We start from the raw sequence: 15930 nt of genomic DNA, 5'->3' as shown, positions 1-15930 counted from the left end.
CTTATGGAGGGTTTTATGGCTGAGATTTGGGATGCGTATGATAAAGAATTTAATAAATTAAAGAATATTACATTAGTGAGAGGAGAACCAATTTCTGACGGCATGTATCATTTGGTGGGCGAAGTAATTGTTAAACATATAGATGGGACTTACCTTATTGTGCAAAGAGATTTTGAAAAGAAATTCGGTGGAATGTGGGAGTTGACAGCAGGTGGTTCTGCATTGCAATATGAAACACCATTAGAATGTGCAGTAAGAGAATTAAAAGAAGAAACAGGTATTGAAGCTTCAAAAATTATGGAGATCGGAAGATTTGTGCAGGATGTTTACCACTCTCTTTATGTTGAATATCTATGCGTAACCGATTGTAAGAAAAATGCAATTGCTCTTCAAAAAGGAGAAACGGTTAATTATAAGTGGGTAGATAAAAAGAGCCTTTTGGAAATGAGTCAAGACGAGTTAGTATCATCAAGGGCAATCAAACTTATTAAAACAGTAGATATATAAATTCAAGTTTTGCTGTTTGAGGGAAGATATCAACGCTCTAGGGTCGAGTGCACAGGATGTTAACGTACTTCGCTTGCGTTGAAAGCACACTGTGCTTTCAACTTTGAGCAAGCTCAGCGAATCGAAGTGCATTCGCGAATTATGTTATTCCTCGCGGCTATTAGTAGCCGTTCGGCTGATTTGGCATGTAAAGTCCACTGGACTTTACATGCCAAATCACGCTTTGAAGGAGCTTGAAATGCGTTATGCAATTTCAAGCTCTGTCAAAGCGCCCATGCAAGTCGATTCGACACTTTGCACCCACCCTGTGAAGTGGGAAAGTATAGCTCAAAAGGTAAAGTGAAACCTGATTATTAGTATGTGCACGAGGAGGTTTTGGAATGGACAAGCTAGTTCGTTTTTGCCGTGAAGTGGCGATGTTCGGCTTGACGGTTGCCTTAATCGCGATGCTGCTTGCCTTAATATGGGGTGGCACACTTGCTATTAGAATTGGTTTTACCTCTTTTGCTATTGGTGTCACAGTAATCTCGCTTAAGACTGTCCTTCGAAAGACTGATTGAATTTTGTTTGGTTCAAGTCAATAGTTGAATATCTCACGTTGGGTGGCTATTACTGATCTCTGTCAGTAATAGCCACTTCTTTTTATGAATCTTAAAGTCAGGCTCAATGTCCGTCCTGTTTAGCCGGTGATTAGTTAGGGTAATCGTTAAAAGATTAACAACTGTATCAATGAAAATGCACGGAAATTGCAGAACCAGGATGAGTATGAGGAAAAATATACGAGTCTAGTGAACAGGTTTAATACTGTAGAATCAAGCCTTAAGGAAGTAAAAGCTAGCATTGTCGACAAGCAAGCGAGGTGTGACGAGGTTGAATATTTTATCGAGGACTTGAAAAAACAGGACTTGTTAACTGTGCTCGATGAAAACGTCTGACTTAGCATGGTTGACTATCTAACCGTGCATCAAGATGGAAAGGTTGATATTATCTTCCTTGATAGGAGTGTAATGAAAATAGACGAGTAAATAACAAATATACAATATATGAGGGCTAGTCAATATAGATTTTTCTTGTATAATTAACTCAAGAAAAGCTAGCATAAAAGGTTGACAAGCCATGAAAAAAACTGGCAAAATCTTTGACAAACAAACAGACAGACAATGTAGTTCTGTCTCTTTTCACGTAGAATTTTTAATTGGCAGAAATATATACCTGATGTATAGGTATGCGTTCCTTCCTATCTTTATGAAATTTTTCAAAACAATAAAAGAACATTATTAGATTAAAAAGGAGGATTTATGAAAAATACGAAAAAATGCCCAAAGTGTGGGGGAAGTGAAATTATATTTGTGCCTGGATCTGCTGGGGCTTATGGGACTGGAAATAATATTATGACTGGCCATACAATTATGTCGGCAGTACCTGTTGATAGGTATATTTGCACTGCCTGTGGTTTTAGCGAGGAGTGGATTGACCTTGATAATATGGATAAATTAAAAAAGAAATATGATGAGATTTAAATGAGATGTATTTACAGAAAACGATAAAGAGTTTAGTAGCTGTTGCTTAGAAGGACACGGTAAATAAGGATTTGTCTATCTTAAATCGAGATACATTATGTCGAAATCAATATATGAATCTGCAATTTTAAAATACGCTGGAGATGTTCCAATTTTACGAAAGCCAAATTTCTCATAAACATGGATTGCTCTCAAATTGTCGCTTCTCACTTCTAAGTTAATAATTTCTATGTCATTTGACTTGGCAAATTCAATCGCTTTTTGTAGAAGTTGGCTTCCAAGTCCTTTGTTCCATTCTGATTTCAAAACGGTAAGCCCAAGTTCTGCTCGATGATTCATTCTCCTTGGCAATGCGCTTAAGCTCACATCTCCAACAATCTCTCCGTTTTTCCATGCAAAAAATGAACATGATTTTTCATCTTTCAAAATCGAACAAATGTATTCTGCTTCTCCATCGACAGAGATTGGAAAACCTTCTGCTCCAAATGACAAATTATCTGTTTCTGCTCCGATTTTCTTTGAGTATTCTATTCTCGCAAGTGCATCCTCAGGTACAGCTTCTTTTATAATTATATTATCCATTTCGTCTCCAGAATGGTGTGGCTGTCTAAAAATGTCCGCACCCTCAATCTTAAACTTTTTAACGATAGCTTTTTTAATAATCGTTAGCATAATAATGATAGTTATTAGGAATAGTTATTCCAGTAGTGTGTCAATATTTCGTTTTGAATATAGAAGTCTGCGCACTTCCATAGTGTCACCCAGGACAACGTAAAAAACAGAAAAGTTGCGTACGCTAATCCTGTAGTAGGGGTGTTCTCGTGTTGTTGATGATTGGTAAGGAGCAAATAAGAGGGGCGATTCAAGTCGTTTATCGATTGCTGATTCTATATCGTCAACAAGTCTGTGAGCAGCTTTTGGATTTTGCAGTGTATTGGTTATATAGTCAACTGTTTCTAATAAATCTTCTTTGAATAGTGGTAGAAAGGTTAATTTATACGTGTTCTTGCTCATTAATCCTTCTCCTTACGCTATCAAAGACGTCAGCTTTAGAAAGACGCGTAGAAGTGTTTGCGGCAAAAGTATCTGCTTCGTCGAGTTTTCTTTCGGTGTCGTCAGTGAGAGTGGAGTATTGTTTGATGCTCATGAGAACCATAGTCCCATAACCATTTTTTGTAAGGAATACTGGTGTATTTGAATTTATAACTGTTTCTTCTACTTCTGGGAATTTATTTCTTAAATCGGAAACTGGACGAATATTAATCATAGTATCAACCTCCTTTTATCAAAAAAGTATCATAATATTATCAAGATTACAATTATATTAGTGGCTTGGCACTCAAAAAGTGTAGCTATACTACCCGTTCTCTCAATCCAGATCGAAGTGTTGATTCAATACATTGACTTGCGGATGGCATATTCGACGATCTCCTGGCATATGGATGGCGATGGCACGTATACGCTCCATTCGTGCGATGAGGAAGGTCGTCCGCTGGTCGACAGCAGGAATATTTGATCCGCGCTCATCGACGCCATCCGCGCCGTGCATAAATAAAACAGTATTTTAAGGGTAGTTAAAACGTAGAATCGGCGATATTATTTATTGTCTAGAGATATCGCCGATTTTATGCAAATATCGTTGCTGATAGAACGGTGTTTAGGTAAATTATTGGCGTTTCGTTTGTTGATAAATAAGTCGTGATCAACGATTTATTTTGTATTTCCTGTATGCAATATTTTGTCAGTGTTATTAACTTTCATTTCGGATTTCCTATCGTTTATGTTAGAATAATTTAATATTTGTATTGAATGTTTTACGTTTATGAGGGAAAGAGTATTGCATTTTTTTTTTCATAGAAGCGTATCATAAGAGCAAGGTGTTTCACTATTGTAAAGGTGCATAGTATGCCTTCTTATAGAAAAAGAAATATGTTCAGTAGTTGAGGTGCGGTCATTATGTGGAAAAAATTTATTCATGAATCTGAAGCTCACAAGAGAGTGAATGATGATTATGTGCGTAATGCTGCACCTCAATCTTCATTCACAACTGGGAATAAAACTCATAGAGTAGTAGTCTGGATTTTCGGGGTTATAGGTATAATTGCTGTAATTGCAGCCGTTACTGTAGGTGTCTTTCATGGGGTTTTATTGACAGAATATACAGTATTTGCTCATTCGGAGAAATTTGAAAATCTTCGGTTGCAGCATGCGGTTGCTGCAATCCCGCTGCATAACCCTCAGACATCTCTTATTCCCAAGAGTAACGCATTTATGTCAATTGTTTATGAAGATGGCAGTTTTAAGCTGCATAAGGTGAGCAATATAGAAGGCCAAACGCCAATTTGGAATACTGAGGCGCTTCACTATACAGATTCCCGTGATAGTTATTTCATACCAGTGAACGCTGAAAAACCTACGGTAAACTCTATAGAAAAGGTGCAACGTCAGAATTTTGCATTTTCTCTTGCTAATGGCGGTTTTGTTGATCTGTATGACGAAAGCATGATGAAGCCTAGCGATAAAACAACATATAAGATTCTTTCTACGACTTCTAAAGGTGAGAGTAAGCAGCGACCAATACAATTTTCAGAGAGCCTATTTATTAAAACTTGTTCTACCTGTGGCAATCAAGCGTATGCAATTGCTCAAACAGAAAAGCATGAAGTTGTATTGTATCGCATGGTCAATGAAGCAAATGTTGGTCTAAATGAGGTATCGTGGCACCATGAAAAAGACATGGTGGGTGAGCAATTATATCAAGGACAAAATGAATCTACAGGAGTAATTGATGCTGCTTATAGCCCACGATGCAACAATGGTGTGATTACTTTCTTATATTCGTATGGTCCATCGTCTGCTCGCACAAAGGATATGGCAGTAGAACACAGCGATTCTGCTGATGATGTTAAAATTATTAAGGAACATTTTCTTGTGCGATGGGATGTGAAAACTGGTAAAATAACAACAATTCCATTGAAGAACAGCAAAGGTCAAGTGTTGTATGGTCCGACCACGGTCTATTATGAGATTGCTGGCTACATAAACGCACAGGCATACGATGAAAAGCTTCTTCATATTGTTGATACCGAGAATGGACGAGTGTTTACTCTTGATGCGCAAACAGGTGTTCTTCGCCGATTGTTAGATAAAGCTACGCGTCAAGAGTCGTCAGCGGGCGTCAACTACCGTTTGCTGGTAGGAAACCATGAAATAGTTCGTATACCATCGATTACCGATACCTCTGATTTGAAAGATTTTGTTATCGAACGATTTGATAGGAAGACTGGAAAATTATTGAAAAAAATAAAAGTTAATAAAGATTTTCTCTATTTGACAGATCAGAAAAATACGGATTTATATCCGGGAATTCCAGCTGTGAATCCAAAATGGTTGCAATGATCGGCAATTGACGTATTGGGCTTGATGCTTGTGAATGATTTTGCAGTGTCAAGCCCGATTTATTCTGTCGTGCGTGTAGGTGAAACTCACGTAGGAATATTTATCTTGAGTTTTATTAGATAAAAGCCAATTTAAACTAACTGTTAAATCGCTTGATTGTTTATCGTATGTTCTACTTTTAGAAGCCCCACAGTTAGGACAACGGTATCTAGTAGTACCAGCATTAGTGTGACCATTCTTGCTCATTTTATGATGACAGTTATTACATAATGGGTTATTCATACAAATGAAGAATAACCCACATTCGATATGTTATGAGCCTTACTGCCGTAATAGTTATGAGTTTATTTTTACACACGTTTTGTCCGGGTGTCGAATGTGCAGAAAATAGATTCGATTACCGCAAAACGCTTGTATTGCAATGCATGAGGCATGATTTCTTACACACTTTTTGTCCTATAATCCTTATTTTTACGTGGGCAATCTTCAAAAATCATAACTAAGTTATCAGATAATGATGAAGCTGCTTTTGTCCTTAAAAACGGAAAACCAAAAGCCATACTCATTTCAAAAAGAAAGATATGACCGATTAGTCCGTGCGGGAGCGTTCACTGTAATTGGTAGAAATAAATTAGCTAATTAAGTTGAATTTGTATCTTGATAAAAATGATATAACATGTTAAATTAATACTATTATAGTAAACTTGTTTAGTCAGTGAATGAATCATTTAGAGAACGAAGATATAACAGATTATCTTAACGTTAAGCTACGAAATATTTAGAATTCAATCTTTATGAGTGCTTAACTAGGATAACATTCTACACTACAAGAGTGTACAACAAATTAAGAATATAGAATTCTAGGAGGTGTAATGTTATGTCTAAGAAAAAAGTGTATATTTCGTTAGGAATTGTATTTTTATTGGTTCTATTTGTATCTACTGGAATTTTTAGTATTGGAAATAATCAAGCATCAAAGAATAGTGGGAATATAGCTCATAAACTGATGCCTGTAAATGTGGCTTATGCTGAAACATTAGATGATATAAAGGGAGCCATGAATAAGTTGAGGGTGGAAATAGAAACTGAGACGAAGACTAATCCACAAGTGGCTATGCAGTCACATCCAGGAAAGTTTATTAGGAATTCTAAAAACTATCAAAGAATATTGAAACTGGGACTGAAGGCAATTAAACCTCTTTACGATGCTATTTATGATAGTAGAGATTCTGGATGCTATGAATATATTCTAGCTATGGCTATTGAAGACATAACTGGTGAAAAGTTTGTTTACAATTCTGACTATGGTTGGAAAAATTCATTAGAGTTTAGGATGGCTTATGACGAAAAAGTAAACAATACAAGGTTTAATGTTGAAAGAATCAGTAATAATGAAACTTTGAATGATCATGACCGAACTCAGAAATTTAAGGAATTAGGGATTTTTGCAGTTTCTGATTTAATTAAAGAGTATAGGAAAAGTGATTCCAAAGTTTCTAAACCATCGATATTAGAAGCTGTTAAGGGAATTACTAGTAAGTATAAAGAACTTGCAATAACGGAAAGAACTCCAACTGATAGTATTCTAGCTGAAACACAATTATTTGATTCTCTAGTTTCCTTAAATGGAAAAGCGTACAAGTAAGGTGAATTATCTAACTGTAAAGCTAGTTCGTTAGGAATCATTTGAGTGTTATGCGAACATGAAGCGACCAAGAAAATCTTGGTCGCTTCTTTTGAAGGAAATATCTATACGGAATCACTTGGTGATCTGGCATATCAGAATAATCCCCAATTTAAGAAGTTCGTTTTAGATAATAATCTTGGCTTCAAATCGTATGCTTTATTTGGTAAGAATGAAATTACTGAAAGAATAGCAGTACTCATTGACTTGGTAAAACTCGTTTGGAACGATGATATGTTTATGTAATCCAGCGAAAGGAGGCAGGTTTTATGGTTTTTAATACTTTTATAAAATGTCAGGTTTGCGGATGTATTACTGGAGTTCATTTGCAAGTTGGCTGGCAAGAAGAACATCCGATAGAAGTAGCATGCGGTAAATGTGGAACCTCTTTGTCTGGTAGCGTGAAGATAGGGCAAGATCGTCCGGGGTTAAGTTTTTCTTTTGATAATGCTGATGAAGTTCAGGGCGAAAATGCGGATTACATTATTGAGTGTTCTGGTGAATTTCCTACCTTAAAACAAGTAGAAGCAGCTGATTTAGAGAGACTAGTGATTACACCGTTTATTCGATATATGAATTGTATGAAAACGAATGATTCTTATGAGGAATTTGGACAAGATGTGTCTAAGTTGAACGTAACTGCCAAAAAGTGGAAGAACTATAAAAGAATTCTCAATTTAGCAAAAAACAATAGCGAATACTTAACTCAAGAGATTCAAAAGGAGTTTTCTGGTCATCTTTTTCAATGTAGAGATGAATCCGAAATTGAGAAATGCTATCGGTCATAATGATGTTGAATACAATTCAGTAGACCAGCTGATAACTTATATTCCTAATCCGAAAGATAGAACAAAAAAGAAAACAGAATATTTGCTTGAATTTGAAAATGAGGCAATGTGTATGTTTCAAGCTATATTGGGAGTCTCTGAATATTTATATCGTCTTAGGGAACTTGAACTTATGCATGACGGAAAAATTCCTATTATGGTTCAGTAAAGAGCAAATTGGCCGAAGAAGATAGGCTGCAATGAATTGTGTCCATGTGGAAGTGGGAAGAAGTATAAGCGTTGTCATGGGCGATGAGAGCATACAGAAATTCATTCATTGTTTATTATAGAGTGATTTATCGAAGAAGTAGGTCTCTTATTTGAAAAAGAAAAAAGATGGAATAACCGTTCGTTCCAGTGCATGGAAACCTGGCTATCAGTTAGGACGAAAAATATCTGTTGACCTGTTTTTGTAGGAAGAACGGACAAGGTTGAGGCGATGGCGGTTCCTCGCAAGATTTGACTTTTATGTTGGAATCACTATAAATAGTAGAAACAAATAAAAAAGTTGAACTTTTTCCTTGGATGGGTGAGGTTCAGACCGTGATATGGATAGCGGAATGTATCAAGAATTTTCTGCTATAGAATTTGTGGATATGTTTCCACTAACAAACGGAGATATGTTGCTACATTTCGTATTAGTCTGAATGGGTTCCTTATGACTGACATCAATCCGGACCTATCGTGCCACGTCGAGAGTGTTGTGTTGATGTCAAGGGCTGATTAGGTTGATTTATAAATGCGCCATGATACAATCGTATTAACAGAACCTCTCCACGCTTAATGTAGTTCTTCTACATGCGGACCACGGAGAGGGCTTTTTGTATGAAAGAGTATACGTATGACATTGAAGCCAGCTTTGACGTATGATCAACAAATTGCAAGACTTGTAAATGACCATCATTTAAAAATTTCTAACATTGAATTTGCAAAAGAAATTTTGAAGAAAGTCAACTATTACAGACTTTCTGGTTATGGTGTAGGGTTGAAGAATGCTAATAACAAGGAGCATTATCAAGACACTGTTAGCATAGAACAGCTATTTAATCTTTATTGCTTTGATAGTCAATTTAAAAATAATCTAATGCGAACTATAGAGCAAATTGAGATAGAACTTAGAACTCAGATTACCTATTACTTATCTATCAAATACGGTCCTGAAGTATTGATGAGTGAGACTAATTTTGTTTACAAGACAAATAAACAAGGGCAATCTATTTACTCTATTCTTATAAAAAGCTTGAATAAAGAAATTGAACGACAAAAAAATAAACCTTTTGTTAAGCATCACATAGAAAAATATAATAGTCAATTTCCTATATGGGTTTCTGTGGAATTAATGTCTTTTGGGAGTCTATCTTCATTGTTTAGCATTTTAAAAACTGAAGATCAAAAAAATATATCTCGCTATTACAATACTGATCCTAAATATTTAAAAAACTGGATTTTATGTTTAGTAGAAGTAAGAAATATTTGTGCACACTATACCAGACTTTACAATATGCCTTTAAAAGAAAATCCGCGCCTTTATAAAGAGAATCTTCAATATAAAAGGAAACAAAATAAAATATTTCCTGTACTTTTAATTACTAAAAGAATGCTAAAAGCAAATGAACAGTGGTGTTCTCTTTTGAAAGACTTGAAAAATACGTTTGCTAAATATGAAGGTTCGTTTAAATTTGATTTTATGGGATTTCCTAAAAATTGGGAGGAAATCCTTTAAGTGCTGGTTTAAATTGCTATAGATTTAAATTTAGCGAAGAGTGTTATTGTGCTCTAGTTGTTTATGTTTTTGGGGAACAAATCGTTGCAATAATATTAAAAAAGTTCCCTACATTATTTGATTTCTCACGGTAAAGGCTTACTAGTTATTCCAGAAAATAAGGTTCCTGAGTTTAAGAAGTTGCTTGTTGAATATTATGAAGGTGAAGATTTGCGGCCTGTAACGGATTCGCTTGTTTGCGTTCGTGAAGATGATTGGAAAGCGTGGTGCGAACATGAGAGAAAACGAATTGGCTGTCGGTTGCGCTCATTTGTCTGCAGAAATTGCGCTTTCAATGGCAATTGTCAATCGTACTTGCTACTACGCAACTGCTGTTTCAGATATAATTTCACCATGATTATGATGAATTAGAGTTTGAAATGGAGATGTTTTATGATTTTAGCAGATAAAATATTGGAACTGCGTAAACAAAACGGTTGGTCGCAGGAGGAATTGGCGGACAAATTGGGCGTCAGTCGCCAATCTGTTTCCAAATGGGAAGGCGCACAAAGTATCCCGGATATGGAGCGGATAATTGCATTGAGCCGTTTGTTTGGTGTTAGTACAGATCTTCTGGTAAAAGATGAAATTGATGTTATGGGGAAGAACGTCAACGCAGATGAAAATGCCTGCCAGGAAGAAGCCGGCGTTCGCATGCGGGTAATTGAGCTGGAAGAAGCCTCCGCTTATATTGCTCACAGAATATCATTTGCCGCCTATGTTGCTCTAGGCGTTCTTCTTTGTATTCTGGCAGCAATCCCGTTGATCGGTAGTAATCTTTTGCTTTCTCCCACAGTAAATGCGCAAGTCGGTAAAACTATGGGCTTAGCATTCAGCGTTGCGATTATCACTGTAGCTGTAGTTATTTTTATTATTCAGAGTTTCCACGAAAAGCGTTATCAATATTTGGAAAAAGAAGACTTTGAAACGGCTTATGGCGTTGACAGTGTGCTCAAAGAACGCTTGGAACGGTTCATGCCGTCGTATGTGCTGCGGACGGTCATCGGTGTCGTTTTATGTATGGTTGCCTTTATTTTTCTTATAATTTCGGATACAGTGCCGAAATTTTATCAACTTTCATCCGGCTTTTTTGTAGTTATCGCTATTGTACTGGTGGCAGCAGCTGTTTATTTATTCGTACAGGCGAATATTGTCCGCTCGTCCTATTACCGTTTGCTGAAACCGAAGAAAAAGATTGTCTATCCTGCAAAGATTAGGTTATTGTTCCAAGCTTACTGGCTTATAATTATCTTCATTTATTTAGCCTACAGTTTCATTACGTCCGATTGGGGAAAAAGTTGGATTGTTTGGCCGTTGGCCGCATTGACTTACGGAGTAATAGAAGTAGTGCTCAAAGCGTGGAGGCTCGGAAAGAAATAAGTGACTTTCAGCGTCGATAAGAGTGAGGGTGATAATATAAGCGTTCGTGAACTTAACGTTGTACATCAGTCTTGCAACAGAGCTTTTTAAGGTCTTCCATAGAAGAATACGATGGTGCGTTAGGGTCTCTGGAAATTCTTCTTCCTTCTTCCTATGCGCGAGCATATGTTTACGAAAATGTCACGTAATGCTAAATGTTAAGATTTTTAGCTTAATGACAGCGAGCTTTCCTTGGTATTTCAACGATAACTCGGGTTTTTAGACACACTTTTTTGCCGCTTACCCGCGATTGACAAAGGTGCGTGTTACTATAACAATCAACAAGACCAGTTCCGCTACCTGCTTCGGTGGGAGTCCAGGGCTGGTCCTTTTCGTTGGGAGGAGTTGTGACCAGTAAGCCGATTAAGCCCCATAAAAGTTATGAAGATTAAGTAAAGCTATTACTCTCACGTGGCATGGAAATCCAAAATACCACACAAGCGAGTTACATACTTAAGACGCGTAACTACTATCGACTTTCTGGATACTGGTATTCGGCACGCATTATTGATGTTAATTCTGGCAAACCCACAGATAATTTCCAGCCCGGCACATCTTTGGATTTATGCACTAAATTGTATGAGTTTGATGCTCGACTTAGAAGTGCTGTGTTTACAACCCTTGCGCATATAGAACTGGCTTTGCGTGCTCTTTTAGGTTACCACTTGGGGAAAGTGGATCCACTTGTGCATATGGACGTTAAGAAGCTTAATGCTGTGGCGCGTGCAGCTTACAAAAAGAATCCACATAAAACCCAATATGAAGTGTGGCTTTCCAAATATAAAGAAGCTGTGAGGAACTCACAAGAAGACTTTGTAGCTCATCATCGCGATAAATATGACGGTCAACTACCAGTGTGGGTTGCAGTTGAAATCATGGATTGGGGTATGCTCTCTCACCTGTATAGGTTTAGTCCAAACAAGGTTCGCAATGAGATTGCGAATTTGTGTGTGATGACGGCTCCGCAGTTAGAATCAACGCTGAAATCCTTGAACATACTGCGTAACCTTTCTGCTCATCATGCTTTTTTAATCGTGGTTTTGATATCAAGCCAAAGCCAATAGACCATGAGCTTATGACGCCAGTAAACACTCTTACGCACAGGCTATTTGGGCAGATAAGTATTATTCAATTCCTTAACATCCAATTAGGACTAGAAGGCGGTAATCTTTTAGCTAATACCCTTGAAACATTTCCTCACAATAAGATTATCCCTTTCGAACGAACTGGGGCACCGAATCATTGGCGAGATTTACCTCTTTGGGCTAACTAGATTATATTGTTATATTTCAGTGTGCATGTCTGCTTTCTCTTAACCTAATTACACACTTGATACACCTCAGTATATACTGAATGCAAATAGACTGTTGAAGCAAGGTTTTGTTTATGTCCGGAGAGAACGAGCTAAAAGCGCTAGAAATAAAGGGATTATCCTTTGGATATAATAGTGCTCACGAAGTGGTAAAAAATCTTTCATTTTCTGTGGATTTTGGTGGAGTCACTGGTCTTATTGGGCCTAATGGATCTGGGAAATCCACTCTTATTCGATTGTCTGGTGATCTTATAAAACCAAGATCGGGAAAGATTACTGTCTGTGGGAATCTTAGTACAACTAAGGAAGCAAAGAAGGATTCAATTCTTCTTGCGTCTAATGACTATTTACCTGAGTTTTTGACGGGTTTAGAATATTTGCGTTTCATCCATAATATGTATGGAATGCAATGTGACATGTTTGAGGTTCAAAGACTTTTTAGTAGATATCAGATGGATTATCGTTGGGATGACTTGATAGAGGATTATTCACATGGCATGCGGAAAAAGGTTCAGTTAATCGCTGCAATAATGGTTGCTCGCCCTCTAACTATGATTGATGAGACTCCTAATGGTATTGACATTGAAGCTCTTTATAACTTTGAAGTTGATATTCGCAATATGGTTTGTGAAAAGAATGGCGTTCTTCTTTGTACCCATAACTTCTCAATGCTGGAAAGAATTGCTGATCATATTGCACTAATGAGTCATGGTGAAATTTTGGTATATGAAGAGTGCAGAGCTTTAGTGTCAAAATATGGATCTATAGATGCATTTGTCAAAGCAAATATTCCACAATTGGGCGGTGAGGGTAGTGAATACTAATACTCTCAGGCTAGTTCGTTTTCTGTTTCTGTTCTTTGCTAGAAGGTTGTTTTTACATAAGGTTATGCAATCTAGTTGTGCAAAAATTCTTCTGTTTTTTACAGCTTTGGCAAGTTATGCTGGTTATTGTTTCCTAACATTTATTGTTGTACGTGGAATGGTTTTCAGCAGTAAAGCGATATCTCTTGTGTGTCAAAGCATTTCGATGACTGTAGGACTGTGGGTTTTACTGTTTTTCATAATTATACGTGTTTTATTCATGAAGGCAGACAAGCTCATTGAATTAACGCATACTCTTCCTGTAACAAATAAGCAGAGAATTTTAGCTTACACAATATTTGAAGCTATAACAGTATTATCTTGTGTTTCGCTTGTATCTGGCCCTTTGACATTCTCGATGGCAATACGTGGAGGGTGTGAAACATTCCCAGAAATTTTTTTTGGAATTATTGGTCAAATAGTAATTCTTTATTTATTGTTGGACGTTATATATCTTGGATTTGATAGATTTCTACAGGTTTTTCACATAGAAAGATGGAGAAGCTTTCTGATACCTTGCTTCTTTGGATCCATACTATTCGGTGCTTATATGTATGTACAACGTGAATCCAATAGATTTCTTGATGCGTTCTATGAAGGCAGAACCTACTATGGATTCTCTCGATTTTTTGTTCTGATATATGATAAGTTTGGTGTTTTAACAGCAGGGGTTGTTTTTCTTGTTTCTGCTGTGATTGTGCTTTTAGTAATTCTTATTGTGGCGCCTAATCAACATTCGCGCTGGAAATACTTCTTCAAAATTCCACTTGGAAATTCTCCTAGTCTTTTCATTATCCATCTGAAAGCTATAGTGCGTAGTGGTGAGTTTCTGTTAGCTACATTTTTTGTTATAACTTTATCTATTGTTGTACTTGGTATACATGGATATTATCCACCATATTGGTTAGCTATTATATCTACTCAGGCTGTTTATGCTCTTCCAACGACTGAAGCTATACATAAGACTTATCGCCATAAGTTGAGTCCATGTCGGTTGTACTTATATCTATTTGCTCCATATGCTTTAGCTGAATCTGTAATAGGTGTTCCTGTATTAGCAATAAGTGCTATAAAAGGACTTAATCTTGCAGAAGTAGGAAAAACAATATTCATTTGTATGATTACACTTATAGCATCTATTGCTATTAGTATTTTCTTTCCGGCGGAAAAGCATAATCCGTTTTCTGTCTTGGTTGGAATGATTACTGCACTATGCCTTGTAATTTTAATATCTTTTACGATATTTGTTTGGCAAATACCTGGGAACATCACAGTTTTATTATGGTTATCTATTGGCGCGGTGTGCATATTTCACTCAATAATGGGTATAAATTCAACACAAAGGAAGGAATATTATGAATATGTTTAAGCGAATTATTAGTGCAATAACTCTATCGTTCATTTTGACTGCAGTTCTAACAGCTGCAACAGTAATCATACTTATGTTTACAAAAGGTAGGGAAATGGGTCATTATCTGGGCCTTTTTGGTAGCGTGTTTTTTGATGCGCATGAAACAAGTTCAGGGTCTATTATGGTGGGATTTGGATTACAAAACCCATGGATATTAACTTTAATATTTCTAGTTCTATTTGTTTTTTCTCTTGTATTTTTTACTATTTTATCTGCATTGCAAAAAAGAAAGAAAATGTTGGAGGCGCTATCAAAGAATAAAATATAATGAAAATGTTTAGAATTTGGAGCCTATGTGTTCAGGTATTCTATGGCTTTTTGAAGTCGTATATGTTTATTCTGGCGGTAGGTGTGGTAGTTTCAGCAGGGGCGCTTATCTTATTTATCTATTATCAAGATATTGTTGGAAGCATTAAACGAGCATGATTATATTGATTCTTCTGGTTCTTCTGTTTCGTGAACATTGCTGTTTATGAAAATTATAGTTTGCTAGTAAAAGAAGAGATTAGTGTCGATAATCTAGACAAATCGATAAAAAAATAATATGTTTATTAAGATTATTACAGTAATCAGAGCGAATGGTAGATTTTGTTTACTTAATAGTCTGTTTTATGATCATTTGATACAGAGTCGTGTTAGAGAAAAGGAAGGTAATGGTGTTATGAGGAGTAAAACTATTTTTTGTAAAACCATTTTTCAAAGTTGTCTTGTTGTGCTTCTGCTGATAGGTTCTCTCTTTTCTCTTGCTGGATGTGCCGATGGTGAGGAGAAGGCGGAGCTTGCATCATATCATTGGGAAACCGTAGCGGTGTCTCAAGAAGAGTTTCGTATACCAGAAAACTATATGAATAAAGATGAATTGTATCTCTTTGTGTCACGAGATATTCTGGATTCTAATTATGATTTGTCTAAAGTTACTCTCGGAGATAAGCCAATCAAATTAGTTGACTCATCGTTCAATTTACCTGGTCCAGGACTTAAAGCTTTATTTTTGGTTGGGAAATTTGATTTAAAAGACAAGTCAAGTTCTGATGTTCTTAAAGTACCGGGACTTAATAAAGCAGGTAATGTTGCTGTAGGTTATAAGAAGAAATAGTAGTATTTTGCGCTAAATGCTTAGTGTGAATGTTGAAAGTGTTTATATCAGTCGAGGAATCCTATTCATGTAAATTGTGTTGCAATATGCGATACAGTATTTTATGATGTGTGTATGGAGGTTGATTGAT

Annotated in this window: 18 protein-coding genes and 2 pseudogenes; 16 read left to right on the top strand and 4 right to left on the bottom strand. The window is 36.4% G+C overall.

What is annotated here, in order from left to right; all coding sequences use genetic code 11:
* Positions 1-15: 15 nt before the first annotated feature.
* The 4 genes and pseudogenes from Q0X59_RS05675 (at position 16) to Q0X59_RS05660 (ending at position 2027) form a co-directional block, all read left to right on the top strand.
* Positions 16-507 carry an NUDIX hydrolase gene (locus Q0X59_RS05675; RefSeq protein WP_297643777.1) on the top strand — a complete coding sequence of 164 codons (492 nt, stop codon included), beginning with the start codon at positions 16-18 and terminating at the stop codon, positions 505-507.
* Between the two features lie 380 nt (positions 508-887).
* Positions 888-1067 carry a hypothetical protein gene (locus Q0X59_RS05670; RefSeq protein WP_103043199.1) on the top strand — a complete coding sequence of 60 codons (180 nt, stop codon included), beginning with the start codon at positions 888-890 and terminating at the stop codon, positions 1065-1067.
* A 186-nt stretch (positions 1068-1253) separates the two neighbouring features.
* A pseudogene (locus Q0X59_RS05665) lies at positions 1254-1532 on the top strand (hypothetical protein).
* 273 nt (positions 1533-1805) lie between these two features.
* Complete coding sequence (locus Q0X59_RS05660) at positions 1806-2027, top strand: hypothetical protein (protein WP_016635346.1); 222 nt, start codon at positions 1806-1808, stop codon at positions 2025-2027.
* A 75-nt stretch (positions 2028-2102) separates the two neighbouring features.
* On the opposite strand, the gene Q0X59_RS05655 is transcribed toward Q0X59_RS05660, so the two are convergent.
* The 3 genes from Q0X59_RS05655 to Q0X59_RS05645 all read right to left on the bottom strand — a co-directional run bounded on the left by Q0X59_RS05655 (position 2103) and on the right by Q0X59_RS05645 (position 3294).
* The gene (locus Q0X59_RS05655; RefSeq protein WP_103043198.1) at positions 2103-2609 is read right to left on the bottom strand and encodes a GNAT family N-acetyltransferase; all 507 of its coding nucleotides are present in this window, start codon (positions 2607-2609) and stop codon (positions 2103-2105) included.
* A 114-nt stretch (positions 2610-2723) separates the two neighbouring features.
* Positions 2724-3041, bottom strand: a complete 318-nt coding sequence (locus tag Q0X59_RS05650; RefSeq protein ID WP_297643771.1) for a type II toxin-antitoxin system RelE/ParE family toxin — start codon at positions 3039-3041, stop codon at positions 2724-2726.
* Complete coding sequence (locus Q0X59_RS05645; RefSeq protein ID WP_250310181.1) at positions 3022-3294, bottom strand: type II toxin-antitoxin system Phd/YefM family antitoxin; 273 nt, start codon at positions 3292-3294, stop codon at positions 3022-3024. The genes Q0X59_RS05650 and Q0X59_RS05645 overlap by 20 nt, the downstream gene beginning before the upstream one ends.
* A 689-nt stretch (positions 3295-3983) precedes the next feature.
* On the opposite strand from Q0X59_RS05645, the gene Q0X59_RS05640 reads away from it, so the two are divergent.
* Positions 3984-5426, top strand: a complete 1443-nt coding sequence (locus Q0X59_RS05640; protein WP_297643767.1) for a hypothetical protein — start codon at positions 3984-3986, stop codon at positions 5424-5426.
* A gap of 90 nt (positions 5427-5516) precedes the next feature.
* Here the strand turns inward: Q0X59_RS05640 and Q0X59_RS05635 are convergent.
* Positions 5517-5708: pseudogene (locus Q0X59_RS05635) on the bottom strand (IS256 family transposase); the annotation flags it as partial.
* Positions 5709-6303: 595 nt separating this feature from the next.
* On the opposite strand from Q0X59_RS05635, the gene Q0X59_RS05630 reads away from it, so the two are divergent.
* The 11 genes from Q0X59_RS05630 (at position 6304) to Q0X59_RS05585 (ending at position 15800) form a co-directional block, all read left to right on the top strand.
* Entirely contained in the window at positions 6304-7071 is a 768-nt protein-coding gene (locus Q0X59_RS05630; protein WP_297643765.1) for a hypothetical protein, read from the top strand.
* A gap of 308 nt (positions 7072-7379) precedes the next feature.
* Positions 7380-7898: a hypothetical protein gene (locus Q0X59_RS05625; protein WP_297643763.1), complete on the top strand. Its 519-nt coding sequence runs from the start codon at positions 7380-7382 to the stop codon at positions 7896-7898.
* A gap of 229 nt (positions 7899-8127) precedes the next feature.
* Positions 8128-8193: an SEC-C metal-binding domain-containing protein gene (locus Q0X59_RS06190; RefSeq protein WP_366517020.1), complete on the top strand. Its 66-nt coding sequence runs from the start codon at positions 8128-8130 to the stop codon at positions 8191-8193.
* Positions 8194-8778: 585 nt separating this feature from the next.
* A complete protein-coding gene (locus Q0X59_RS05620; protein ID WP_075523799.1) occupies positions 8779-9660 on the top strand; it encodes an Abi family protein in 882 nt (293 codons plus the stop codon).
* A gap of 274 nt (positions 9661-9934) precedes the next feature.
* Complete coding sequence (locus Q0X59_RS05615; protein ID WP_297643761.1) at positions 9935-10057, top strand: hypothetical protein; 123 nt, start codon at positions 9935-9937, stop codon at positions 10055-10057.
* Positions 10058-10092: 35 nt separating this feature from the next.
* On the top strand, positions 10093-11079 hold the full coding sequence (locus tag Q0X59_RS05610; RefSeq protein WP_297643759.1) for a helix-turn-helix transcriptional regulator: 987 nt from the start codon (positions 10093-10095) through the stop codon (positions 11077-11079).
* Positions 11080-11534: 455 nt separating this feature from the next.
* Positions 11535-12182, top strand: a complete 648-nt coding sequence (locus Q0X59_RS05605; protein WP_297643757.1) for an Abi family protein — start codon at positions 11535-11537, stop codon at positions 12180-12182.
* A gap of 322 nt (positions 12183-12504) precedes the next feature.
* Entirely contained in the window at positions 12505-13254 is a 750-nt protein-coding gene (locus tag Q0X59_RS05600) for an ABC transporter ATP-binding protein (protein ID WP_297643755.1), read from the top strand.
* Between the two features lie 259 nt (positions 13255-13513).
* A complete protein-coding gene (locus Q0X59_RS05595) occupies positions 13514-14662 on the top strand; it encodes a hypothetical protein (RefSeq protein ID WP_230955927.1) in 1149 nt (382 codons plus the stop codon).
* On the top strand, positions 14649-14972 hold the full coding sequence (locus Q0X59_RS05590) for a hypothetical protein (RefSeq protein WP_075523795.1): 324 nt from the start codon (positions 14649-14651) through the stop codon (positions 14970-14972). The genes Q0X59_RS05595 and Q0X59_RS05590 overlap by 14 nt, the downstream gene beginning before the upstream one ends.
* Positions 14973-15365: 393 nt before the next feature.
* Positions 15366-15800, top strand: coding sequence for a hypothetical protein (locus Q0X59_RS05585; protein WP_297643779.1), 435 nt, complete (start codon positions 15366-15368; stop codon positions 15798-15800).
* Positions 15801-15930 lie beyond the last annotated feature (130 nt).

This window comes from uncultured Gardnerella sp. (genome assembly GCF_947280595.1).
Taxonomy (GTDB): Bacteria; Actinomycetota; Actinomycetes; order Actinomycetales; family Bifidobacteriaceae; genus Bifidobacterium; species Bifidobacterium vaginale_A.
The sequence above is the reverse complement of the archived record's forward strand: the minus strand, read 5'-3'. Positions and strand labels throughout refer to the sequence as shown.